Below are 22,273 nucleotides of genomic sequence, written 5' to 3' on the forward strand. Positions count from 1 at the left end.
CGGGCGGCAGGGGGGCGCGGGGGTCAGGCGCTCAGCGGCGCGGGGAGACGACACTCCCGGTCGCGCAGGAAGGCCAGCGCGGCGCGCGCGGTGACGTCGTTCTGCCCGAAGGCGACCCCGCCGGTACGGGGCCGGGTGAAGGCGCCCCCGGCTCGGGCGGTGGTGTGCGGGCCGAGTGCGAAGCGGCGCGGGTGCGGGCGCCCGTCGTGCTCGACGATCCGGCCGTCGGCCGGGTCGACGACGAGGAGGCCGCTCGCGGTGGCCCTGGCCCCCTCCTCGTACAGCGCGCGCAGCAGCGGGCTGCCGGTGAGTTCCAGGGTGGGGTCGGGGAGCCGGGCCTCGACCAGGGCGCGGGCCTCGGTCCACGCCCCCGGTGCGGCGGCCGACGAGGCCCGGAAGACCCCGCGTTCCTCGTCGGCCTCGACGGCGACCTGGGGGCCGAGGAAGCGCACGACGCCGGCGCGGGAGAGCGCGAGGAGCTGCCGCAGCCGGGGCCCGGGCGGTCCGGAGGCGAGGTAGCTGAAGAAGCCGTGCCACCAGCCGCCGAGGTCCACGTGCCTGCCGAGCCGCAGGAGCTGGCCGTAGACGGACAGCAGCCCGGCGAAGACGGCGGCGTCGGGGCTGTGGGCGGGGTCGTGGCGGCGGTTCAGGTCGTCGGTGATGTAGTCGCGCAGCCCGTGCTGGAGCGCCTCGGCGGAGTCGAAGCGGATCCCGTCCAGGGGGTGGTCGAGGGCGTCGAGGTCGAGCCGGTCGGCGGGGTCGGGGACGGCGGCCGCGACGACCGCGGCGAGTTCGGCCCCGCGCGGCGGCGCCTGCTCGTACGCCTTCTCGAAGTCGCTCCAGGCCAGCGAGGTCCGCTCGGGGTGGGTGGAGAAGAGGCGGTGGTAGTGGGCCCAGCCGAGTTCCTTGTCGACGAGCGGCCACACGTCGCGCCCGAAGTCGACCGGCCCGGTCCTCCGCAGCAGCGCGTCGGTCTGCTCTGCGCCGAAGAAGCGGGGCAGCGGCGGCCGTTCGCCGTCGAAGGCGTAGCCGATCTTCGAGTGGTACGGGACGCCCCGCCGCGATCCGACGTGCAGCACCGGTTCCCGGCCGGAGGGTACGTAGACCAGCGCGTCGCCCTCGCCCTCGTACCGGCCGCCGCGGCCCTCGGTGAGCAGCACCATCAGGTCGACGAAGGCGAGTCCGAGGCCGCGGACGAGGACGGGTTCGCCGGCGCGCAGGGCGCCGAGGTCGCTGTCGGCGGTGAAGTCGGGCGGCAGGTGCACGAGCCGGTGGCGGGCGGCGAAGGCCGCGAGTTCCCGCTGCTCGCGGTCGGGGTGGGCGTCGAGGTGGCCGACGGTGAGGACGACGAGGTCGGCGAGGAGGGGGACGGCGCTGCCCTCCAGCCAGACCCGCTGGCGTCCCTCGCGGGGACCACCGATCCGCAGGGCGGTGGTGCGGTGTTCGTGGACGGTGACGGTGACGGGCAGGGCGTCGCGGGCCCGCTCGTACACCCAGCGCAGGTAGGCGCCCTGCTGGGGGCGGGACGGGAAGGTGCGGCCGTCGATGCCGGCCCATTCGGCGAGGGTGGGTCCCGGCCGGACGGGCCCGTCCAGCTCCACGGTCTCGTCGGTGAACATGGTGACGTCCTCGGCCTGGGAGTTCATCCAGAGCAGCGGGGACTGCTCGGTGCGCCAGATCCGGCCGGGGCCCGGCGGATGCGGGTCGACGAGGTGGACGTCCAGCGGGCCGTCGCCGTACAGCTCGGGCAGGTTGGCGGCGAGCCGTTCGAGGAAACCGGTCCCCCGCGGCCCGGCTCCCACGACGACGATCGACGCGCCGGGGCTCATCGGGCACCGCCCGTTCCGCGGGCGTAGTGCCGCTCGACGTAGTACTGGCCGAGGCCGAGGACCGAGGTGACGGCGACGTACCAGAGTGTGGCGACGAGGAGCAGCGGGATGATCTCGTACGTGCGGTGGTAGACGAGCTGGGTGGAGTAGAGCAGGTCCTGGACGGCGATGACGGAGACGATCGAGGTGCCCTTGAGGGTGCCGATCAGCATGTTCCCGGCCGGCGGGACGATGGCGCGCATGGCCTGCGGCAGCACGATCCGGGAGAGCCGGCGCCACCGGCCGAGTCCGAGGGACTGGGCGGCCTCGATCTGGCCCCGGTCGACGGAGAGGATGCCGCCGCGCACGACCTCGGCGGCGTAGGCGGCCTCGTGGAGGGTGAGGCCGATGACGGCGACGGCGACCGGTCCGAGGAGGTTGACCGTGTTCACGCCGAGGATCTGCGGGTAGAGCACGCCGATGTTGAACCAGAAGAGCAGCTGGACCAGGATCGGGGTGGACCGGAAGAACCAGACGTACCCCCAGCTGACCGCGCGCAGCACCGGGTTCGCGGAGAGTCTGAGGACGGCGAGCAGGGTCCCGAGGACGAAGCCCAGGGCCATCACGAGGGCGGTCAGCCACAGGGTGAGGCCCAGTCCGCGCAGGACGGACGCGGAGGTGAAGTACTCGGCGACGACGTCCCACTGGAAGGCCCTGTTGCGGACGACCGAGACGAGGCCCAGCGCGAGCAGGACGAGGACGGCGGCCGCTGCGGCCCACTGCCCGGCGCGGCGGGTGGGGACGATGCGGAGGGGTGGTTCGGCCGGCGGGGCCGTGGAGGGGGTTTCGACGAGGGTCGCGGACATGCGAAGGCTCCGTGGATGCCAGGGGGCGGATCGAACACGGGAGTGCGCCTTCACATGCGCTGAGCGCGGATCCGGGCCCCTCAGCCCGATCCGCCCTTCGAGGCTATGCGGTCAACACGCCCTGCTGTCAAGGGTGTCCGCACTGTGAGCCGCACGTCTCATCGTGGTTGACGCGGGAACGGATGCCTGTTCCACTGGGGCCATGCATCCGCAGCAGCTCGTCACGCGCTCCCACATCGACTTCGGTCGCGTGTGGTCCTCCTCCTGTTGAGCCGACCCGCTGCTGTGCCCTGCCCGCGTGCTTCTTTCCGCGGCGCCTTCACATCCGGGCCCCCCGTGGGTGCCTGAGTTCTCCCCTCCCCTCGCCCTGCCCCGTTGCCTTCCTTCGCCCTGAAGGACCGTCATGACCTTCGCGTTGTCCGTGCACCGGACCACGACCGCCGACCCCCTGGCTCGCCCGCTCTTCGAGGAGCTGGCACACGAGTACACGACCCGGTACGGCTCCCCGCACGACCTGACCAGCTATCCGTCGGAGGAGTTCACCCCTCCCCACGGCGCCTTCCTGCTCCTCCTGGAACAGGGCCGGCCCGTGGCGGGAGGTGCCTACCGCCGCTACGACGACCACACCGCCGAACTGAAGCGGATCTGGACGCATTCGGCGCACCGCAGGCGCGGGCTCGCCCGCCGCGTCCTCACGGTGCTCGAACGGGAGGCCGCCACGCGCGGCTACTCCCGCGTGTTCCTGACGACCGGCCCGCGCCAGCCGGAGGCCAAGGGCCTCTACCTGGCGAGCGGCTACCGCCCGCTCTTCGACGTGACCGCCGATCCCGAGTCGATCGGCCCGCTGCCGTTCGAGAAATTCCTGGAGAACCCGAAACCATGAGCACGCGCACGAGTTCCGCCGCACGCACCACCGTCGCGTTCGCCCTGATCACCGCCGCCACGCTCGCCCTCACCTCCTGCTCGGGGGGCGAACCCGCGACGGCCCCGGCCGGGGCCTCGGGAGCGCCGGGCGCGGCGAAGGGCGCGCTCCCGACCGAGGACGTGGTGTCGGCGGTCCGGCGGAACGACGCCGCGGCGAAGCTGCTCCCGGCCGACGTGCGGCAGCGGGGCAGCCTCACCTTCGCGGCCTCGGTCGCGACCCCGCCCAGCTCCGCCTACCTGCCCGACGGCACGACCGTGGTGGGCGTGGACGCCGACTTCTCGGCCGCCGTGACGAAGGCGCTCGGCCTGGGGTTCAAGCGGGAGGTGGTCGGCTTCGAGGCGATCCTGCCGGCGCTCGGCAGCGGCAAGTACGACGTCGGCACCGGCAACTTCGGCGTGACCGAGGAGCGGCGCAGGACGATCGACTTCGTCACGTACATCAACGACGGCCAGGGCTTCGCGAGCCGTTCCGACAGTCCGCTGAAGGCCGTCACGGACCTCACCCAGCTGTGCGGTCTGAAGGTCGCGGTGAACGCCGGCACCACCTTCGAACGGACCCTGGAGAAGAACAAGGGCCGGTGCGGGGAGGCCGGGAAGAAGCCGTACGAGGTGAACGTCTACAGCGAGACCGGCGCGATCTGGATGTCGCTCCGGCAGGGCCGCAGCGACGTCGTGATGAACACGATCAACGGCGTGCGGTACGCGGTGACACAGCAGCAGAACGTGAAGTTCCTCAACGAGTACCGGCGGCTCGACGTCGGCTTCGCGTTCAAGAAGGGCACCCCGCTCGCGCCCGCGTTCCAGGCGGCGGTGAACGGCCTGAAGGCGGACGGGACGTACGACCGGATCCTGCGGAAGTGGGGGGTGACGGCGTCGGGCATCGCGCGGTCGGAGATCTCCCCGCCGGAGATCCCGGCGCCGACGAAGTAGCGGCGCCGGAACCCGACCGGGTGTCAGCAGTCGCAGCCGCAGTCGCACCCGCCGCAGCAGCCGTCGCCCTCGCAGCAGGAGGAGCAGTTGCTGCAGCAGTCACAGCAGTCGCAGCAGCTGCCGGGGTCGCACTGCTGGCAGAGCCCTTGGCGCCGCTGACGGCTCCAGGGGTCCTCGAAGGTGCCGCAGCACATCTGGCAGGTGCAGGCCAGGCCGACCCAGAGGGCGCACCCGGCGATCAGCCCGCGCCGGTTCGGCGGTCCGGGCGGGAACGGCCCGCCGGGACCACCGGGGCCGCCGGGGCCCGGGGCGTACGGACCACCGGGCCCGGCCGGGCCGCCGGGGGCGTACGGGTTGCCGGGCGCCGGCCCGTTGGGGGTGGCGTACGGGTTTCCCGGCACCGGGCCGTGCCCGTGCGGGGCGCCCTGCCCCGCACCCGGCGCCCCGTGCGAGCAGCTCGTGGTCCCGAAGGCGCGGTCCACCGAGGTGCGCAGCTCGTGGGCGAGGAGGACGTGGACCAGCTTGCCGTCGGTGAACTCGGCGTCCTTCAGGGCGAGGCGTATGCCGTGCAGGGCGTCGTCGGCGAGCCGGCGGGCTTCCGCACGGGAGGTGCCGGTCGCGGTGAGCGGGTTCCAGGCGCCGGTCGCCGCGTCGGCGGTCTGGTCCTCGACGGCGTCGAGGAGGTGGGCGAGCCGGCCGAAGAGGCGGCCGGCCTCGGCGAGCGGTTCCGCGTTTCCGGGGCGGCCGGCGAGGACGGCGGTGTGCGCGAAGGCGGCCGCGGTCGCGGTCTCGGTCGGTTCGGTGACGGCGAGCAGCGGGGTGCCGGGGCCCGCGAGGGCCTCGATGCCGGTCTGCCGGTCGACCGCGTCGACGAGGACGGCGGTGTCGAAGCCGAGGGCGCGGCCGGTCCTGGCCCCGGCCCGGTCCCAGGAGCGGGCGACCCGGCGGGCGGCGGCGGCGACGGGGCGGCGGGCCAACAGGCCGTCGCGGTCGGCGACGTGGTCCCGTACCTTCGCCGAGGCGAGGACGAGCGAGACGGCGGCGGCGAGCCGGGCGCCCTCCCCCTGGGCCACCGGGGCGGACCGCATGCCGCGCAGCGGGCAGGGGCCCGCGGTGCGGCGGCCGCTCGCCACGGCGCCGGTCTGAGCCTCCGTCAGGACCGAGACGATGAGCCCGTCGTAGTTGGTGACGACCCGGGCGAACTGTCCGTGGTCGGCGCGGAGCGCCAGGCAGAGGCCGCAGAGATGGGCCATCCACTCGACCTTCAGACCGTCGGTGAGCCGGTGCGCGCAGGGCCTGACGATTCCGAACAATTGAGTCCCCCGTGGACGTGCGATGTGCCGCCGAGCGGCCTCGCGGCATCGTAGCGAGGCGGTTCGTTCACCCGTACGCGCCCACCGTCACCCATGCGGCCCGACTTTCATATTTTCAGCTACATGGCCCTCCCTCAGGCCCCGTATACCGCAAGATTCCTGACGAATCGCCAGAAAACGGCCCTCACGTTCTGCACCAGTACCGTCACGAATCCCCTGCGCGCCGACTATCCACTTGGCGCGCGATCCGCATCATGAAGGACGATAGGGATTGCGGAACCACAAGTGACCGCGCTGAAAGGAGGCGTCCATGGGATCGGTGCGCAAGGCGAGCGCCTGGCTGGGACTCGTCGAGGACAACGACGAGCGTTACTACGACGACGAGTACGCCGACGGTGCCGAGAGCGGCGACGCCTGGGTGACGGACCCCCGGGTCCGGGTGGCCACGGACACCGCCGAGGAGCGGGGCCGCCGGATCGCCACCGTCTCCCCGGACGGATTCCGGGACGCCCGGAGCATCGGCGAGCTCTTCCGGGACGGCGTTCCGGTGATCGTGAACCTGACCGCGATGGAGCCGAACGACGCCAAGCGCGTGGTCGACTTCGCCGCCGGTCTCGCCTTCGGCCTGCGCGGCTCGATCGAGCGCGTGGCGACGCGGGTCTTCCTGCTGACCCCCGCCGACACCCGGATCGTCACCGGCGAGACGGGCCGGCGCCGACAGGACGGCTTCTTCAACCAGAGCTGACCGGGTCCGCCGGCCCCGCACGGCGCCTCCCGGGAAACCGGGTCAGTGCGCCGGACGCCCCGAGCCGGCGGGCTCGATCGCTTCCCGGGTCGCGGGCACCCGCGGCTCGGCCGGTTCCGGCCGGTCGACCCGCTCCGGCGACCCGACGACCACGACGTCCGTCACCCGCTCCGGATCCTCCGGGGCCGCCGTCCGCGGCTTCGCCGCCTCCGGGACGACCAGGGCGTCGGCGCACTCCGCGTCCGGCCCGTGGGGATCCACCGGGCAGTCCATGACCCGGGGCAGCCGCCGGGCCATCAGCGCGCCCATGAGCAGCAGCACGGCGCTCACGCAGAGCGTCACGTGCAGCCCGTTCACGAAGGCGTGCCGGGCGGCCTGGTGCAGCGCTCCGCCGGCCGCGCCGCCGAGCCGGTCGGCGACCTGGTACGCCTCGCCGAGCGAGTTCGCGGCGGCCCTGCTCGCCTCCGCGGGCACCCCGGGGACCCCCGCGAGCCCGGGGGCGTACGCCGCGTTCATCACGCTGCCGAGCAGTGCGATGCCCATGCCGGCACCGAGCTGGTACGAGGTCTCGCCGATCGCGGCCGCGCCGCCCGCGCTCTGCGGCGGCGCCTCGCTGAGCATCGACTCGTAAGCAGAGAAGAGGGTGGTCTGCAGCCCGAAGCCGAGCAGGACGAAGCCCACCGTGAGCAGCAGCGGCCGGTCGTCCTGCCCCATCAGGGTGAGCAGCAGCACGGCGGCGGCGGTGAGCACGAAGCCCCAGCCGACCATCCGGCGCGGCCCGATCCTGCGCAGGGTGTACGAGCCGGTGGCGCCGGCGGCCATGGCGGCGAAGGTGAGCGGCAGGAGCCGCAGGCCGGTCTCCAGCGGGCTCAGTCCGAGGACCAGCTGGAGGTACTGGACGGCGATGAGCTCCAGGCCGACCAGGGCCAGCATGGCGAGCACGATGCAGCCGACCGAGGTCGTGAAGGCCGCCCGGGAGAACAGTCGCATGTCGATCAGCGGGTGCGGGCGCCGCTTCTGCCGCCGTACGAAGAGGACGAGGAGCGCGGCGCCGACGAGCAGCGGCCCGGCGGTCGGGAGGGCGAGCAGCGGGTCGCCGGCCCCCGCGCGCTTGACGCCGAGGACGCAGCCGAGGACGCCGGCCGCGGCCATGAGGGCGCCGAGGACGTCCCAGGGGCCGTCGGAGCCGCCCCGGGACTCGGGGAGGAGCCGCCGGCCGAGCGGCAGGATGAGCGCCATCAGCGGGATGTTGATGAGGAAGACGGAGCCCCACCAGTAGTTCTCGACGAGGAAGCCGCCGAGCACCGGTCCGGTGGCGGCCCCGATCGCGGCGACGGCGGTCCAGATGCCGATCGCGGTGGCGCGCTCGCGCCGGTCGGGGAAGACCGCCCGGAGGATGGAGAGCGTCGCGGGCATGATCATCGCGCCGCCGACGCCGAGCAGCGCGCGGGCCGCGATGAGGACCGAGGGTTCGGTGGCGAGGGCGGCGACCGCCGAGGCGAGGCCGAAGAGGGCGTAGCCGAGGAGGAGGATCCGCCGCCGTCCGACCCGGTCGCCGAGAGTGCCGAAGAGGATCAGCAGCGAGGCGCAGATCAGCGGATAGGCGTCGACGATCCAGAGCAGCGCGGTGGAGCTGGGGCGCAGGTCCTCGGTGAGCGAGGGGACGGCGACGTGGAGGATGGTCGCGTCGAGCGCGACCAGGAGGAGACTGACGCAGAGGACGACGAGGACGACCCAGCGGTTGGCGCTTCTGCCGGCAGCGGCACGGGGTCGTCCTTGGGCCGTGTTCGTCCGCGACATGTACGTACCTCCCAGTGAAGCTCTCGCGCTCGGCGGGCCCCGACCAGGTCTTATGCCCCCGGGGCGGCCCGGCATCGACGGGCGAGTGAGCCGTCAGCGTACGCGAGTTCAAGCCCCGAGCGCGTGGTGCAGCTCTCACCCCGGCGGGCCTCGCGGTGTGGCGTACGCCACTCCGGGAGGCCCGCGCGTCGCATGGAATTCCGTACGGACGCCTGTTTGAGGAAATTCCGTCGCCTTCAAACACCCTTCCGAAATCGACCCCTTCGGCAATAGGGCGGAAGGTCATCGGATTTCCTGACCGACGTCTGGAATAGACCACTCGCTGAGACCTACTCCACATCACATCGTCATCACGAAGGGACCGGATCGACCGGGTCTGCTTCTCACTCCCTGTAACGTCGATTGGGTGCGTACCGACATCTTTGCCCGGCTGGACCGGGAGCCGGAACCGCCGAAGATAGAGGTCCCGCGGATGACCCGCACGCGTCTCGCCCTCTTCGGCGGGACGTCGGCGTTCTATCTCGCCATCGTCGTGGCCGTGCTGCTGTCGACCTGGCTGGTGACCCTCGACTGGAAGATCATGCTCTTCCGGCCGTACCAGCAGTGGCCCGAGATCCACGGCTTCCTCGACTACTACGTCGTCCTCGGTCAGCGCGGCCCCACGGCCGTCATGGTGGCCGCGTGGCTGGGCTGGCGCTCCTGGCGCCAGCACACCCTGCGGCCCCTGCTCTGTCTCGGCGCCGCCCTGCTGCTGCTGAACGTCTCGGTCGGCGCGGTGAAACTCGGACTCGGCCGGCTCGGCCCCCACTACGCGACGCAGGTCGGCTCCGCCGAGCTCTTCGCCGGCGGCGACATATTCCCCTCGGGTCACACCGCCAACGCGGTCGTGACCTGGGGCATCCTCGCCTACCTGGCGACCACCCCGCGGGCCCGGCGCTATCTGTCGGCGCTCTCCGCGGTGGTGGCGCTCGGCGTCGGTCTCACCACCGTCTACCTCGGCACGCACTGGCTGAGCGACGTCCTGCTGGGCTGGGCCGCCGGGCTGCTGGTCCTCCTCGCGCTGCCCTGGTGCGAGCCGTTCCTCGCCGTGGTGGAGTCCTGGATCCTCGCCGCCCGCGACCGTGCCCGGGAGCGGCTGCGGGACCGTCGCCGGCTGGTGCCGTCGCTGCCCGTGGCCTCCGGAGGCCCGCGCCCGGGGTTCTTCCCTCCGCGTCCGCCGGGGACCGAGGAGCCGGCCCGCGATCCGGTCCGCGAGCCCGTGGGGGTGGCCGGCGGCCGACGCGCGCCGGCGACCCGCGGCTGACGCGACACGTACGACGGGGAAGGGCCCCGGCCACATCGGCCGGGGCCCTTTCGCGTGGCGCCGTTCAGGGTGGCGCCGCTTCGGGTGGCGCCCTGGCGCCTCGTCAGCCGAGCCAGCAGCGGGTGACGGAACCGCCCTCGACCTCGAAGTTGATGCGCCCGGAGAGGTACTCCATGGTGATGATCGAGCCCGGCGGCAGGGACCTGACGACGCTCCAGCCGCGCGTCCTGGCGAGCCGTTCGGCGCCTTCCGCGTCGAGGCCCACATAGGACTCGGGAGCGTCGCGGGGCGGTTCGGGAGTGCGTGATGTGGGTGACATGAACCTCACGTTAGTCCCTCGGCGGTCACGCTTGTGTCACAAGTTCTCGACATATGTTTGCCAAGCCCTCCGTCACTCGAAGGGGCCGTTTCCGGCCGTTTCTCCAGTAATTCCGAACGGCATCCGGTAGTTCCCATGAAGCCGCCCGAAGCGTTCACCAAGGCCGCCGCAATTCCCCGTTCTCTCGTTACCCCGCAGAATTGCGTCGGCGACGCGTACGCGAGCCGCCCACTCTTTCCTTACAGAATGCTTACGCTGGCCGAACGCCCGGAGACGCGGAGCCGGGAGGCGCGAGGCGGAGGCAGCGATGGGGACCGAGACGGCGACGGCGACCCTCGAATCGGCCCGGCAACGGCACGGCCGCGTCCTGATCGACTGGCTCACCACGACCGACCACAAGAAGATCGGCCACCTCTACCTGGTCACCTCGTTCGTCTTCTTCCTCCTGGCCGGGCTCATGGCGATGCTGATGCGCGCCGAGCTCGCCCGCCCCGGGCTCCAGCTCGTCTCGAACCAGGAGTTCAACCAGGCGTTCACCCTGCACGGCACGATCATGCTGCTGCTCTTCGCCACCCCGACCTTCGCCGGCTTCGCCAACGAACTGGTGCCGCTGCAGATCGGTGCGCCCGACGTCGCCTTCCCGCGACTGAACATGTTCTCGTACTGGCTGTTCCTCTTCGGCGGCCTGATCGTGGTCGGCTCGCTGCTCACGCCGACCGGCCCGGCCGCCTTCGGCTGGACCGCCTACGCCCCGCTCAACAGCCTGGACCGGTCCCCGGGCGTGGGCGCCGACCTGTGGATCATGGGGCTCGCCCTCTCCGGCTTCGGCACCATCCTGACCTCGGTCAACTTCCTCGCCACCATCATCGGGATGCGGGCGCCGGGCATGACCATGTTCCGGATGCCGATCTTCACCTGGAACATCCTCTTCACCGCGGTCCTGGTGATCATCGCCTTCCCGGTGCTCGCGGCGGCGCTGCTCGTCCTGGAGGCCGACCGGCGCCTCGGCTCCGTGGTCTTCCAGCCGGAGAACGGCGGGGCCCTGCTGTGGCAGCACCTCTTCTGGTTCTTCGGCCATCCCGAGGTCTACATCATCGCGCTGCCGTTCTTCGGGATCGTCAGCGAGATCATCCCGGTCTTCGCCCGCAAGCCGATCTTCGGCTACACGACGCTGATCGCGGCCACCATGGCGATCACCGGGCTGTCGGTGGTGGTCTGGGCGCACCACATGTTCGCGACGGGCGCGGTGCTCCTGCCGTTCTTCTCGATGCTCTCGTTCCTCATCGCGGTGCCGACCGGGGTGAAGTTCTTCAACTGGACCGGGACGATGCTGCGGGGCTCGCTCTCCTTCGAGACCCCCATGCTGTGGTCCGTGGGCTTCCTGGTGTCGTTCCTCTTCGGCGGTCTGACCGGGGTGATCCTGGCCTCGCCGCCGATGGACTTCCAGGTCACCGACTCGTACTTCGTCGTGGCCCACTTCCATTACACGGTCTTCGGCACGGTGGTCTTCGCGACCTTCGCCGGCTTCTACTTCTGGTGGCCGAAGTTCACCGGCCGCATGCTCGACGAGCGGCTCGGGAAGATGCACTTCTGGACCCTCTTCGTCGGCTTCCACCTGACGTTCCTGGTGCAGCACTGGCTCGGCGCGGAGGGCATGCCCCGGCGGTACGCCGACTACCTGGACGCGGACGGCTTCACCACCCTCAACACCCTGTCCACGATCGGCGCCTTCCTGCTCGGCGCGTCCACCCTGCCGTTCCTCTACAACGTGTGGCGGACGTGGCGGTACGGAGCGAAGGTCGACGTCGACGACCCCTGGGGCTTCGGGCGCTCGCTGGAGTGGGCGACCTCGTGCCCGCCGCCCCGGCACAACTTCGACGCCGTGCCCCGCATCCGTTCCGAGGCGCCCGCCTTCGACCTGCACCACCCGGAGTTCGCGGCCTACGAGCGCATGCGGATCACGAGTCCGCCGCCGACCCGCCTTCCGTCCCGTCGAGGGCGCGGGACAGACGGTCCCTGAGGGCCCTGATCCGGTCCGTCAGCTCGGGCGGCTCGACCACCTCGAACTCGAAGCCCATCAGCGACACGTGGATCACCAGGACGTCGAGGCTGTGCGCCCCCGTCCGCAGCAGACAGCTGTCCTCGCCGTCGGCCTCCAGGGTGCCGTCCATCGGGCCGACGACCGCGGCGGCCTCGGCGAGCGGGACGAGCAGCCGGACCGTCGCCTCGGCCGCGTACGCGGTGCTCGACACGCCCTTGGAGACGTAGGCGGCCAGGTCGGCGGCCGGGGGTTCGCGGGGCGGGAAGCGGGGGCCGTGGGGCGGTGTCGGCTCGATGCGGTCGGCCCGGAACGTCCGCCAGTCGTCCCGGTCCAGGTCCCAGGCGACCAGGTACCAGCGGCGCTCCGTGCAGACCAGGCGGTGCGGTTCGACGATCCTGCGGGTGGCGGAGCCGCGGTGGTCGCGGTAGGCGAAGCGGAGCCGTTCGCTGTCCCGGCAGGCGTTGGCCAGCTCGGTCAGGACCGCCGGGTCGACCCGCTCCTTCGGGGTGCGCAGCATCGGCACCGTGAAGGCGTTGAGCGCCGAGATCCGCCGCCGGAGCCGGCCCGGCAGGACCTGCTCCAGCTTGGCCAGGGCGCGTACGGAGCTCTCGCCGATGCCCTCGACGCCCTGGCCCGCGGCGGCGCGCAGGCCGACCGCGACGGCCACGGCCTCCTCGTCGTCGAGGAGCAGCGGCGGCAGCTCGGCCCCGGCCCCGAGCTGGTACCCGCCTCCGGTGCCGGGGCTGGCGTGCACGGGGTAGCCGAGCTCCCGCAGCCGTTCGACGTCTCGCCGTACGGTGCGGGAGGTCACCCCGAGCCTCTCGGCGAGGTCGGGGCCGGACCACTCGCGGTGGGCCTGGAGCAGCGAGAGCAGGCGCAGCAGTCGTGCGGAGGTCTCCAACATGGGCCCGAGTCTGCCAGCCGTCGCGGACAGATACGGTCCGCGAGGTCCGCCCCTGTGCGGCCGTCAGCGGAAGCGGCGGACCAGCCGGCCCACCCTCGCCTTCAGGCTGTAGAACGCGTCGACGGCCCGCCCGGCGGCGCGGTGGAGGCCGGCCCGGCCGGGGGTGTGGCTGCGCCGGCTCGCGCCCCGGTCGACGAGTTCCGTCCAGAGCGCCTCGTGGCGGGCCGCGATCCGGCCGGGGTCGAAGCGTTCGGAGGCGGCGAGGGCCGCGCGCGCCGACTTGGCCCGCAGCTCGTCGTCCTCGACGAGGCCCCGCAGGGCCCGTGCGAAGGCGGCGACGTCGTCGACCGGCACCAGGCGCCCGTCGACGCCGTCCTCGATGATCTCGCGGGGCCCGTTCGGGCAGTCGGTGGAGACCACCGGCAGTCCGCAGCGCATCGCCTCGACGATCGTCATGCCGAAGGACTCCCGCTGCGAGGTCACCGCGGCGATCGACCCCTTGGCCCACTCCGGTTCCATCGGGGTCACCGACCCCATGAGGAAGACCTGTCCGCCGAGTCCGCGCTCCTCGATCTGCCGGGCCAGCGGGCGCCTGAGGTCCTGGACCGCGTCGCCGGAGCCGTAGATCCGCAGCTTCCAGTCGGGGTGGTCGGCGGCGATCTCCGCGAAGGCGTCGATCAGTACGTCGTACCGCTTGACCCGGGTCAGCCGGCCGGCCGCGACGACGGTCCGCGCCGCGGGGTCGGCGGGCGCTGCCGAGGAGGCGGGCACGCTGTTGGGCACGGACTCGACGCGTACGCCCGGCAGGTTCAGCTTCCGGTAGGCGCGGGCATCGGCCTCGGTGACGGTCGTGACGGCGTCGAGGAGCGCGTACTCGTGGGCGATGTCCCGCCGCAGCCGGTAGCTGTGGCCGTCCAGGATCAGGTGCTCCTGCCCGACGAGGACCGGCCCCCGCCGGGCCTGTCGGGCGAGGTGCACGTTGAGTCCGGGGCGGGTGGCGACGAGGACGTCGGCCTCGACCCCCCGCAGGTGCTCCCCGATCCGCGCGTCGGTGAGCGCGCTGTACTGCTTCCAGCGTCCGTCGCCGCGCGGGAAGACCTCCGCCGGCCGGTGGAAGTCGGGGTGGTCCCCGTCGTATCCGGGGCTTTCCTCGCGCAGGTCGACGAGGTGACGCAGGGTCACCCCCGCGGGCAGGCCCAGGATCGGTCGGTCGCGGTGGCGGAACACCGAGACGATCTCCACCTCGTGACGTTCCGCCAGTTCCTCGGCGAGCGTGAACGTGGTCCGGATCGTGCCGCCGTAGTGATAGCCGTTGTGAAGCAGAATGGAAATACGCATCGCGCTGCCGGTTCCCCCCGGTCAGTCATGTTCGGTCGCCCGACTGTACTGCCGGTACAGGGAGGGCGCTCACGGGCGGTAGCCGAGCTGGGGCACGGTCGCGCAGTTCTCCGTCATCTCGCCCTGGGACACCCAGCCCCTGCCGTCCTCCCAACGGGCCACGGACAGACAGGTGTAACGGGTCGCCGGCGGTCGCGCCAGGTACTCGAAGCGGACCGGGAGCAGCAGTCCGCGCGCGGTGTACGGCTCCGGACGGTTCATGAAGTCCTCGACGCACGCCCGCGTGAGTCCGTCCCCGGCGAGGCAGGAGCGGGCCGCGTCGGTGAACCACATCGCCGCCGCCCACCCCTCCAACTGCCATTGGGAGATCGGCCGTTGCCCCATGGCCGCGCGGAACTCGCGGACGGCGGGCTGGTCGGTGTCCTGGTGGTTGCGGCTGCTGCCGGTGACCCACAGGGCGTTCAGGCAGCCGGGGGCGCGGGCGTAGTCGCGGGCGACGGACGAGGACCAGTTCTGCACGTTGGTGACCTTGGCGTCGACCCGTACCCCGAGCGATTCCATCGCCTCGCAGAGCCGCACGTTCCCGTGGGTGTCCATCGCGTCGAAGAGGAGGTCGACGTGACGGTCGCGCAGATCGGCCGCGACCGCGCGGAAGTTGGGCAGGGCGAAGTCGACCTGCTCGTCGACGACCCGGTAGCCCTCGGCGCGCAGCCCGTCCGCGACGAGCCGGGCGTACGCGGCGGACGCGGTCTGGTTGTACGAGATGACGGCGGCGGTCCTGGCGCCCTTCTCCTTCTTGAACCAGTGGTAGACCTCCGTGCCGCCGTACAGCGTCCCGTCCCAGCCGGGCTTCCCCCCGGTGCGCGGGGCGGAGCTGCCGTAGATCCCGTAGAGGTGGGGATACGTGTCGTACGCCGGTGTCAGGGGCTGCCCGCCGATGTCGGGGACGCCGGCGCGGGCGACGAGCGGCGCGCCCGCGTAGTTCAGGGCGGTGGTGGCGACGAGGGCGAAGACCCGGCGCTCGTCGACCAGCCGGTGCACGCACGCGTTGTTGCCGACGCCGCTGCCGCCGTCGTCGCAGGTCTCGACCTCGATCCGGCGCCCGTCGAGGCCGCCGCGCGCGTTGAGGGCGTCGAAGTAGGCGCGGGCCCCGTCGCGCGGGCCGGTGAACGCCTGGCCGCCGACCGGGCTGGTGGCGCTCGTGATGATCCCGACGCGGAGCGGCTCACCGCCGGAGGGGGTGGCGGTGGGCCGCGTCTGGAAGGCGCGTTCCGGGAGCCGGCTGCCGCACCCGGACAGGAGCGCGAGCAGCGCGGCCAGGAGCAGCGCCGCGACCGCCTCAGCAGCCCGGAACGGTGACACCGCTCAGCTCGACCAGGCCGCACAGCGTCTTCATGGAGACCTTCCAGGTGTCGTTCTGCAGGATCGAGGTGCCCTGGGAGCCGGGCAGGGCGGGGGCCCCGCCGACCAGCAGGTCGTAGGTGACGTTCGCGTCGGTGGCCGAGGTGAACTCGACGCCGGTGACCTTCGCCGCGGTCAGGGCGGCGTTCTTGTCGCCGGCGAAGGCGGCCAGGACCGGCTGCATCTGCTCGCCGTTCTCCAGGAGCTTCACCTTCTGGGCCGTGGGGGTCTTCGGGTCGAAGAACGCGGTCCAGTTCCTGGTGATCTCCGCCTTGGCGGCGACCGGGTCGTCGGGCTCGGGCGACCCGACCGTCACGCCGGGCGGCGGGGTCGACGCATCGGTGCCGCCCGATGAGGATCCGTCGTCCGAGCATCCCGCGAGGGCGGGCGCCAGAGCGAGAACGGCGACGGCCCCGAGGGCCGCGAGGCGGGAGTGTCCGCCGCGTCGTACGACAACCATCTGGCTCACCACCGGGTGTCCCGCCCGCACGAACGGGCTGATGTTTCCAGGGTGGGACGGATCAGGGCATAGTGCAAGGAAAGACGTAAGGCGGATGAATCGGGTGTGGCGTCGATGCGAGGAGGCCCCGTGCCGACATCCCGGATCCTGCTCTGGAGCGGTCTCGCCGCCGCCGCCGCGGGCGCGGTGCTGTGCGTCCTCGGCTGGTACGGGATGTCCGGCGAGCGCTTCGCGGAGCGGCAGCTGCCCTATCTGGCCTCGTGCACGGTGCCGGGGGCGGCGCTGATCGTGGCGGGCGCGGTGCTCACCGGGACGGCGACCCTGCTTTCTCCCGTACGGCCGCCGGAGCCGGCGCCGCCCGAGGCGGCGGAGACTCCCCCGCCCGCCGACGACGGCCCGCCGCTCCGCGTCCCCGGCGGAACCCTCGCGCACCGCCCGGACTGCCCCCTGGTCGCGGGCAAGGCGGAGGCGACGGAGGCGGGCGCCGCCGCACTCGACCCCTGTCCGGTGTGCGAGCCGTGGCCTCCCTGACCTACGAGCTGACGCTCGCCGGCCTCGCGGTCGGCAGCGCCGCCGCGCTCACCGGCATCGGCCTGATCGTCACCCACCGGGCGACGGGGGTGCTGAACCTCGCCCACGGCGCCGTGGCCATGATCTGCGCGTACGTCCTGCGGCAGCTCGTGGTCGAGTGGGGCTGGCCGCTGCCCCTCGGGGCCCTGGTCACGCTCCTGGTGGTCGCCCCCGGCATCGGGCTCGTCCTGGACCTCGGGGTGTTCCGGCCGCTCGCCCTCCTCGGCCCGAACCCGGCGCGGACCCTGGTGGCCTCCATCGGCGTCTTCGTCCTCCTCGTCGGCACGGCGGTGCTGCTGTGGGGCCCCGGGGCGCGGGACGACGCGCCGATCCTCCTCGGCGACGACCCGTGGGCGCAGCTCGGGGCGGTGGTGGCCCTCGCCTGCCTGGTGACGGCGGTGACCCGGTGGACCCGGTTCGGCCGGGAGCTGAGGGCGGTGGTGGACAACCGCCCGCTCGCCGTCCTGTCGGGGATCGACGCGGACCGGGTGGCGGCGGCGGGGTGGGCGTTCGGCTCGTTCACGGCCGGGCTCACCGGCGTGCTGCTCGCCCCCTACGTCCGGCTCGACCCGTACGGGATGCCCCTGCTCGTCATCGAGGTGATCGCGGTCGCGGTGATCGCCCGGATGCGGTCGCTGCCGGTCGCGGTGGGCGCGGCGCTCGCCATCGGGGTCGCCCAGGCCCAGCTGACCCGGCTCCATCCCGAGGGGTGGGCGGAGCCGCTCGTGCAGGCCGTCGGGGCGAACCTGTTCGTGGTGGCGCTGCTGGTGGCGGCGCTGGTCCTGCCGGGCATCGGCGGCAAGGGCAAGGACGCGCTGCCGCCGCCCGCCCCCGCCCCGCACGTGCCGGGCGGGCTGTGGCTCGTGGTGGGCGTCCTGTTCCTCCTCCCCCTCGGCTTCGCGGGCTCCGACCTGCACACGGCGATCCAGGTCCCCGCGCTCGCCGTGATCCTGCTGTCCCTCGTCGTCGTGGCGGGCCGGGGCGGCCAGATCGCGCTCGGCCAGGCGGCGTACGCGGGCCTCGGCGCCCTGTTCACGGCCCTGCTGACGACGGCCGGCGTGCCGGCCCTGGCCGCCCTGGGACTGGCGGTGCCGATGGTGGCCGTGGTGGGCCTGGTGACCGGCGGACCGGCGATCCGGCGCCACGGCCTCGCCCTGGCGCTCGCGACCCTCGCGGTCGGGGTGGCCGTCAGCCGCTTCGTCCTCACCCAGCCGTACGCGACGGCGGGCCTCTCCCTCGGCCGCCCGGCGGGCTTCTCCGACGACCGCGCCTTCTACGCCCTGGAGCTGGTCGCCCTGGCCGGCTGCCTGGCCCTGGTGGCCGCCCTGCGCCGGGGCCGCACCGGCCGCGCCCTCGCCGCCCTGCGGGACCACGAGCCCGGCGCCGAGGCCGCGGGCGTCCCCGTCCCCGGCCTCAAACTCCTCGCCTTCGTCCTGGGTGCCGCCCTCGCCGCCCTCGGCGGCGGCCTCCTCGGCCTCGGCCTGCGCGCCTTCGACCCGGAGGCGTACGACCCCGTCCGCGGCCTCCTCTGGTTCGCCGCCGTCCTCGCCCTCGGCGCCGACAGCCTCCTCACCCCCCTGGCGGCGGCCGCCCTCCTCGTCACCCTCGACGCCGGCGCCCACGCCGGCGCCGCCGTCGCCCTCGTCGGCCTCCTCACCGCCCTGACCGGCCGCCTGCCGCCGCTGGCGACCCTGCTGCCCCGGGCCGGGCCCCGGCCCTCCCCCACCCGGACGCCACCGGCGGCGGCACCGTCCTCGGCCCCCGCCGAGGCACCACCACCGAAACCGGCGCGCCCGCCCGCCGGAGCACCACCACCCAAGCCGGCGCGCGCGCCCGCCGGGGCGCCACCACCCAAGCCGGCCCGCGCCCCCGCCGGGGTGCCCGCGCCCGCGGGGAGAACCGCGGCGAGACCCGTGGGCCGATCCGTCCCGCGGCTGCGCGCGCACGACCTCACCCTCACCTACCCCGGCGGGACCACCGCCCTCCGCCACGTCACGCTCGACCTCGCCCCGGCCCGCGTGACCGCGCTCGTCGGGCCCAACGGCGCGGGCAAGAGCACCCTCTTCGACTGTCTCGCCGGGACCCTCCGCCCCCGGCACGGCCAGGGAAGGATCACGCTCGACGACAGGGACATCACGGCCCGGCCGGCGCACGCCAGGACCCGGCTGGGCATCGCCCGGACCTTCCAGCGGCTCGCCGTCTTCCCGTCGCTGACCGTGGAGGAGAACGTGCGCCTGGGCGAGGAGCGCGGCCACGGTCGAGGAGACCCGGGCGCGGTGGAGCGGAGCCTGCGGCTGCTGGGTCTGGCCGGTTCCGTACGGCACCGGGCGGCGGGCGACCTGCCCACCGGGGCCCTGCGCCGGGTGGAGCTGGCCCGCGCGCTGGCGGGGCGGCCGCACACCCTCCTCCTCGACGAACCGGCCGCCGGGCTCGACGCCGCCGAGACGGCCGCGCTCGCCCGGATCCTGGCCGCGCTCGCGGCGGACGGCCTGACGGTCCTGGTCGTCGAGCACGACCCGGACCTCGTCGCCGGGATCGCCCACACGGTGCACACCATGGAAGGGGGCCGCATCCTGTCATGAGCGTCGAGATCGCGCTGCGCGCCGCCCGGGTCCGCTACGGCCCTCTGGAGGCCCTGCACGGCCTCGACCTGCCCGTGCCGGCCGGCACGGTCACCGTGCTCCTCGGCCGCAACGGCGCCGGCCGGACGACCGCCCTGCGCGCCCTCGCCGGCACCGTGCGGCTCTCGGCGGGCCGGGTGCTGTGGCGGGGCGCCGACGTGACACGCCTCCCGGCGTACGAGAGGGCCCGTCGCGGGTTGTGCTTCGTACCGGACCTGCGGGCCGTGTACGAGGGCCTCACGGTCGCCGAGAACCTCGCGCTCACCACGCCCGGCCCCGACGCCCCCGCCCCCTACCCCGAGCTCGTCCCGCTGCTGTCCCGGACCGCCGGCACCCTCTCGGGCGGGGAGCGCCGGATGCTGGCGCTGACCCGCGCCCTGCTGGCACCCGCGCGCGTGGTGCTGGTCGACGAGCCGTCGCTGGGCCTGGCCCCGCCGGTCGCGGCCCGGACGTACCGGCTGCTCGCGGCGCTCGCCGTACGGGACGGGGCGGCCGTCGTCCTGGCCGAGCAGCGCCTGCCGGACACCCTGCCGCCGGGCACGCTCGTGCACGAGCTGCGGCGCGGCTCCCGCACGGCGAGCGGGGAGCCGGCCGAGTTCGCCTGACCGCGGCGGGGCGAGCCGTGTCAGAGCGGTGCGATCCGCAGCATGGTGCCGACGACGATCCGGTTCGGGTCGGCCCCGATGAGGTTCCGGTTCGCCGCGTACAGCGCCTGCCAGCCGCCCTTGACCGCGAACCGCCGGGCGATCGAGCCGAGCGTGTCCCCGGACTGCACGGTGTGGACGCGCCCGCTCAGGCCGTACCGCTTGGAGCAGACCGGCCACGCGCCCCACCCCTGGGTGCGCAGCACCTCCTCCGCGACGCGGATCTGCTGCGGCCGGGTCGCCAGGTCGGCCCGCCGGGCGTACCGGAGTCCGCCGTGCTCGACCCAGGTCGGCTGCCAGAACTGGAGGCCGCCGTAGAAGCCGTTGCCGGTGTTGACGTCCCAGCGTCCGCTGGACTCGCACTCGGCGACGCACCCCCACGGCCACTGGTCCCGGGCGCAGGCGTAGGAGGGCACGGAGGCGGCCCCCCGGAGCGCGTCCGACGCCTCCAGGAGCGCGGCGGACGCCTCCCGGACCGCGGCGGGCACGTCCCGGACGCCGGCGGGGACGTCCCGGGCAGCGGCGGCGGGGGCGCCCCGGAGCGCGTCGGACCTGCCTCCGGCCGCGCCGGACGCTTCCCGGGCCTGGGCGGGTGCCGGGGCCAGGGTCAGGAGCGCGGCCGCGGACGCCGCCAGGAGGGAACCGGCCGCCCACAATCGGATCATCGACATCGGGGCAGGCTAGGCAGCCGCCCGGCACCCCCGGTCCGTGCCGCGCGGAACACTGTTCACACCCCACCCGGTCGGATCATCGGCCCCGCCGTTCCCCGTCGGCCCGGCCGCGGCGGCCCTCCCGTCGCCCCCGCCTCACGAGCCGGTGGCAAGTTGCCTCGCTTCCGCGCGTGACCCCGGCCGAGCCTGACCCGTTGAACTCGTCATGAGACGCCCGGGAACGGCCCGGCGTCCCCCCGTACCGAGTCCAGGGAGCCCCCCGTGCCGCGCATGCTCGACGTCAGCGAGGACGTACGCGCCGAGATCGGCGACGAAGAAGCGGACCGGCTGCTCGCCGGCGACAACGCCCCGGGCAGCTACGACTGCACCTCCTGCCGCACGCCGGGCGACTCCGACCAGGAGCGCACCAGCACGGTGCTGTTCGTCGGCGACGAGACCGCGGTCCTCGCGTTCGCCCACGCCAGCTGCATTCCGTCGCAGGTCGTCCGGGTCGCCGAGGAGCAGCTCCAGGGCGCCGTCGCCTCCATCACGGCCTCGGACACCGCCGACGCGCTCAGCGCCGCCCACCCCGAGCAGGCCGTGCTGGGCGTGACCAGCGGCCTCGTCCTGATCGACGGCGAGCTGCACCCGGCGCTGGTCGTGGAGCCGACCGCCCCGGTGACCCGCCCCGGTTCGGACGGCCTCACCGACGAGTTCCTGCCGCTCCTGGCCGACCAGGGCTTCCAGCAGGTGATGGACCTCCACGAGAAGCCGGCGGTGCTGCCGGGCTGGTCCGTCCTGGTCGCCATGGGCCAGCTGCACTCCGTGCTCCAGCCGGGCCCCGGCGGCGCCGGGCAGGCCGCCTGGTGGCAGGCGCACCAGCCGCTCCAGGTCACCGACGGCTGGCGCGCGGCGGCCAACAAGTCGCACACGGTCCTCGTCTTCGCCGCCCCGGTCGGCTCGATCGGCCAGCAGCCGCGCGAGGACCTGCTGCGGGACGCCCTGGAGAAGGCGGCGGTGAACGGCCGCCTGGTGGCCGCCGCGATGCCGCTGGCCGGCACCTGATGGAGGACGGCCGGCCGGCCATAGGGCGGGCGCGGCTCCCCGGGACACCGACGGGCCCGGCGGCCGGGCACACGGCGGCCGGGGGACCCACCGTGCCGCGCCCCCGGCGGGCACCCCTTTCGGAGAGCCGCCCGCATCCGACGGGCGGCGGGGTCGTTGGCACGTACGTGCACGCATACGACCCCTTCCTCCAGCCGTATCCGAGTCAGATCCCGGCCATGCGCCCCGCGCAGGACGTCACGGCGAGCGGTTCGCCCACGCCGATCTACGACGCCCTGTACTCGGAGTACCGCAGATCGTTCCGCACGCTGCCGGGTGACCGCAGCGGCGAGGAGGGACTGTCCTTCCGGGCCTTCGGTACGGCCGTGAGCACGGGCGTGTACGGGCACGGGCAGGGTCACCGGCACGCGGCCGCCCATCCGACGGCGTGGTCGGCGCAGCTGCCCCCGGCCCAGCCGTATCCGCACACGCGCACGCCGGCGGCGCTGCCACCCGGCCCCCGCAGGGGGCTGTAGCCGTCGCACGGAGGAACCAGGGAACGGCCGAGGGCCGGGGCATGAAGCCCCGGCCC

The 22,273-nt window shown here is 73.7% G+C and carries 20 protein-coding genes; 10 read left to right on the forward strand and 10 right to left on the reverse strand.

Translation table 11 applies throughout. The features are described from left to right. Positions 1-23 precede the first annotated feature (23 nt). Positions 24-1,829 carry an FAD/NAD(P)-binding protein gene (locus ACFVZH_RS24630; RefSeq protein WP_384900316.1) on the reverse strand — a complete coding sequence of 602 codons (1,806 nt, stop codon included), beginning with the start codon at positions 1,827-1,829 and terminating at the stop codon, positions 24-26. After that, on the reverse strand, positions 1,826-2,674 hold the full coding sequence (locus ACFVZH_RS24635; RefSeq protein WP_384900318.1) for an amino acid ABC transporter permease: 849 nt from the start codon (positions 2,672-2,674) through the stop codon (positions 1,826-1,828). Before ACFVZH_RS24635 ends, ACFVZH_RS24630 begins: the two co-directional genes overlap by 4 nt. A gap of 403 nt (positions 2,675-3,077) precedes the next feature. On the opposite strand from ACFVZH_RS24635, the gene ACFVZH_RS24640 reads away from it, so the two are divergent. Together ACFVZH_RS24640 and ACFVZH_RS24645 are read left to right on the forward strand one after the other, a co-directional pair. Further along, entirely contained in the window at positions 3,078-3,557 is a 480-nt protein-coding gene (locus ACFVZH_RS24640; RefSeq protein WP_384900320.1) for a GNAT family N-acetyltransferase, read from the forward strand. Next, positions 3,554-4,528: an ABC transporter substrate-binding protein gene (locus ACFVZH_RS24645; protein ID WP_384900322.1), complete on the forward strand. Its 975-nt coding sequence runs from the start codon at positions 3,554-3,556 to the stop codon at positions 4,526-4,528. Before ACFVZH_RS24640 ends, ACFVZH_RS24645 begins: the two co-directional genes overlap by 4 nt. 23 nt (positions 4,529-4,551) lie before the next feature. Here the strand turns inward: ACFVZH_RS24645 and ACFVZH_RS24650 are convergent, their stop codons facing one another. Then, a complete protein-coding gene (locus ACFVZH_RS24650; protein ID WP_384900324.1) occupies positions 4,552-5,841 on the reverse strand; it encodes a DUF5685 family protein in 1,290 nt (429 codons plus the stop codon). Positions 5,842-6,151: 310 nt separating this feature from the next. Between ACFVZH_RS24650 and ACFVZH_RS24655 the strand changes: the two genes are divergently transcribed. After that, the gene (locus ACFVZH_RS24655; protein ID WP_384900325.1) at positions 6,152-6,586 is read left to right on the forward strand and encodes a cell division protein SepF; all 435 of its coding nucleotides are present in this window, start codon (positions 6,152-6,154) and stop codon (positions 6,584-6,586) included. 42 nt (positions 6,587-6,628) lie between these two features. Here ACFVZH_RS24655 and ACFVZH_RS24660 read toward each other — a convergent pair whose 3' ends face one another. Further along, positions 6,629-8,386: an MFS transporter gene (locus tag ACFVZH_RS24660; RefSeq protein WP_384900327.1), complete on the reverse strand. Its 1,758-nt coding sequence runs from the start codon at positions 8,384-8,386 to the stop codon at positions 6,629-6,631. Between the two features lie 472 nt (positions 8,387-8,858). Here ACFVZH_RS24660 and ACFVZH_RS24665 point away from each other — a divergent pair, with 472 nt between their 5' ends. Then, the gene (locus ACFVZH_RS24665; RefSeq protein WP_384900329.1) at positions 8,859-9,689 is read left to right on the forward strand and encodes a phosphatase PAP2 family protein; all 831 of its coding nucleotides are present in this window, start codon (positions 8,859-8,861) and stop codon (positions 9,687-9,689) included. Positions 9,690-9,792: 103 nt separating this feature from the next. On the opposite strand, the gene ACFVZH_RS24670 is transcribed toward ACFVZH_RS24665, so the two are convergent. Continuing rightward, entirely contained in the window at positions 9,793-10,008 is a 216-nt protein-coding gene (locus tag ACFVZH_RS24670; RefSeq protein WP_384900330.1) for an I78 family peptidase inhibitor, read from the reverse strand. 307 nt (positions 10,009-10,315) lie between these two features. Here ACFVZH_RS24670 and ctaD point away from each other — a divergent pair, with 307 nt between their 5' ends. Beyond that, positions 10,316-12,028, forward strand: a complete 1,713-nt coding sequence (gene ctaD, locus ACFVZH_RS24675) for a cytochrome c oxidase subunit I (RefSeq protein WP_384900332.1) — start codon at positions 10,316-10,318, stop codon at positions 12,026-12,028. Here the strand turns inward: ctaD and ACFVZH_RS24680 are convergent. The 4 genes from ACFVZH_RS24680 to ACFVZH_RS24695 all read right to left on the reverse strand — a co-directional run bounded on the left by ACFVZH_RS24680 (position 11,967) and on the right by ACFVZH_RS24695 (position 16,152). Continuing rightward, entirely contained in the window at positions 11,967-12,953 is a 987-nt protein-coding gene (locus ACFVZH_RS24680) for a helix-turn-helix transcriptional regulator (RefSeq protein ID WP_384900334.1), read from the reverse strand. The two genes, ctaD and ACFVZH_RS24680, sit on opposite strands and share 62 nt — an antisense overlap. Before the next feature lie 63 nt (positions 12,954-13,016). Then, complete coding sequence (locus ACFVZH_RS24685) at positions 13,017-14,291, reverse strand: glycosyltransferase (RefSeq protein WP_384900336.1); 1,275 nt, start codon at positions 14,289-14,291, stop codon at positions 13,017-13,019. Between the two features lie 69 nt (positions 14,292-14,360). Continuing rightward, a complete protein-coding gene (locus tag ACFVZH_RS24690; protein WP_384900338.1) occupies positions 14,361-15,653 on the reverse strand; it encodes an ABC transporter substrate-binding protein in 1,293 nt (430 codons plus the stop codon). Beyond that, positions 15,631-16,152: a hypothetical protein gene (locus ACFVZH_RS24695; protein ID WP_384900340.1), complete on the reverse strand. Its 522-nt coding sequence runs from the start codon at positions 16,150-16,152 to the stop codon at positions 15,631-15,633. The genes ACFVZH_RS24690 and ACFVZH_RS24695 overlap by 23 nt, the downstream gene beginning before the upstream one ends. 114 nt (positions 16,153-16,266) lie before the next feature. On the opposite strand from ACFVZH_RS24695, the gene ACFVZH_RS24700 reads away from it, so the two are divergent. From ACFVZH_RS24700 to ACFVZH_RS24710, 3 genes are read left to right on the forward strand one after another with little or no spacing between them, the layout of a single operon-like run. After that, entirely contained in the window at positions 16,267-16,683 is a 417-nt protein-coding gene (locus tag ACFVZH_RS24700) for a hypothetical protein (RefSeq protein ID WP_384900355.1), read from the forward strand. After that, complete coding sequence (locus tag ACFVZH_RS24705; RefSeq protein WP_384900341.1) at positions 16,671-19,304, forward strand: ATP-binding cassette domain-containing protein; 2,634 nt, start codon at positions 16,671-16,673, stop codon at positions 19,302-19,304. Before ACFVZH_RS24700 ends, ACFVZH_RS24705 begins: the two co-directional genes overlap by 13 nt. Then, positions 19,301-19,948 carry an ATP-binding cassette domain-containing protein gene (locus tag ACFVZH_RS24710; protein WP_384900343.1) on the forward strand — a complete coding sequence of 216 codons (648 nt, stop codon included), beginning with the start codon at positions 19,301-19,303 and terminating at the stop codon, positions 19,946-19,948. Before ACFVZH_RS24705 ends, ACFVZH_RS24710 begins: the two co-directional genes overlap by 4 nt. Before the next feature lie 20 nt (positions 19,949-19,968). Here ACFVZH_RS24710 and ACFVZH_RS24715 read toward each other — a convergent pair whose 3' ends face one another. Further along, positions 19,969-20,658: a transglycosylase family protein gene (locus tag ACFVZH_RS24715; protein WP_384900345.1), complete on the reverse strand. Its 690-nt coding sequence runs from the start codon at positions 20,656-20,658 to the stop codon at positions 19,969-19,971. Positions 20,659-20,919: 261 nt separating this feature from the next. Between ACFVZH_RS24715 and ACFVZH_RS24720 the strand changes: the two genes are divergently transcribed. Further along, positions 20,920-21,702: a hypothetical protein gene (locus ACFVZH_RS24720; RefSeq protein WP_384900346.1), complete on the forward strand. Its 783-nt coding sequence runs from the start codon at positions 20,920-20,922 to the stop codon at positions 21,700-21,702. 218 nt (positions 21,703-21,920) lie between these two features. Continuing rightward, entirely contained in the window at positions 21,921-22,217 is a 297-nt protein-coding gene (locus ACFVZH_RS24725) for a hypothetical protein (RefSeq protein ID WP_384900348.1), read from the forward strand. Positions 22,218-22,273: the final 56 nt, after the last annotated feature.

It is taken from the genome of Streptomyces sp. NPDC059534 (genome assembly GCF_042743475.1).
Classification (GTDB): Bacteria; Actinomycetota; Actinomycetes; order Streptomycetales; family Streptomycetaceae; genus Streptomyces.

Excerpts from the sequence above, each read along its gene's own strand:
- ACFVZH_RS24725 (WP_384900348.1), top strand. The coding sequence starts at position 21,921 with ATGCGCCCCGCGCAGGACGTCACGGCGAGCGGTTCGCCCACGCCGATC.
- ACFVZH_RS24630 (WP_384900316.1), bottom strand. The coding sequence starts at position 1,829 with ATGAGCCCCGGCGCGTCGATCGTCGTCGTGGGAGCCGGGCCGCGGGGG.
- ACFVZH_RS24685 (WP_384900336.1), bottom strand. The coding sequence starts at position 14,291 with ATGCGTATTTCCATTCTGCTTCACAACGGCTATCACTACGGCGGCACG.
- ACFVZH_RS24695 (WP_384900340.1), bottom strand. The coding sequence starts at position 16,152 with ATGGTTGTCGTACGACGCGGCGGACACTCCCGCCTCGCGGCCCTCGGG.
- ACFVZH_RS24710 (WP_384900343.1), top strand. The coding sequence starts at position 19,301 with ATGAGCGTCGAGATCGCGCTGCGCGCCGCCCGGGTCCGCTACGGCCCT.
- ACFVZH_RS24700 (WP_384900355.1), top strand. The coding sequence starts at position 16,267 with ATGCGAGGAGGCCCCGTGCCGACATCCCGGATCCTGCTCTGGAGCGGT.
- ACFVZH_RS24665 (WP_384900329.1), top strand. The coding sequence starts at position 8,859 with ATGACCCGCACGCGTCTCGCCCTCTTCGGCGGGACGTCGGCGTTCTAT.
- ACFVZH_RS24645 (WP_384900322.1), top strand. The coding sequence starts at position 3,554 with ATGAGCACGCGCACGAGTTCCGCCGCACGCACCACCGTCGCGTTCGCC.
- ACFVZH_RS24655 (WP_384900325.1), top strand. The coding sequence starts at position 6,152 with ATGGGATCGGTGCGCAAGGCGAGCGCCTGGCTGGGACTCGTCGAGGAC.
- ACFVZH_RS24670 (WP_384900330.1), bottom strand. The coding sequence starts at position 10,008 with ATGTCACCCACATCACGCACTCCCGAACCGCCCCGCGACGCTCCCGAG.
- ACFVZH_RS24640 (WP_384900320.1), top strand. The coding sequence starts at position 3,078 with ATGACCTTCGCGTTGTCCGTGCACCGGACCACGACCGCCGACCCCCTG.
- ACFVZH_RS24715 (WP_384900345.1), bottom strand. The coding sequence starts at position 20,658 with ATGTCGATGATCCGATTGTGGGCGGCCGGTTCCCTCCTGGCGGCGTCC.
- ACFVZH_RS24660 (WP_384900327.1), bottom strand. The coding sequence starts at position 8,386 with ATGTCGCGGACGAACACGGCCCAAGGACGACCCCGTGCCGCTGCCGGC.
- ACFVZH_RS24635 (WP_384900318.1), bottom strand. The coding sequence starts at position 2,674 with ATGTCCGCGACCCTCGTCGAAACCCCCTCCACGGCCCCGCCGGCCGAA.
- ACFVZH_RS24680 (WP_384900334.1), bottom strand. The coding sequence starts at position 12,953 with ATGTTGGAGACCTCCGCACGACTGCTGCGCCTGCTCTCGCTGCTCCAG.
- ctaD (WP_384900332.1), top strand. The coding sequence starts at position 10,316 with ATGGGGACCGAGACGGCGACGGCGACCCTCGAATCGGCCCGGCAACGG.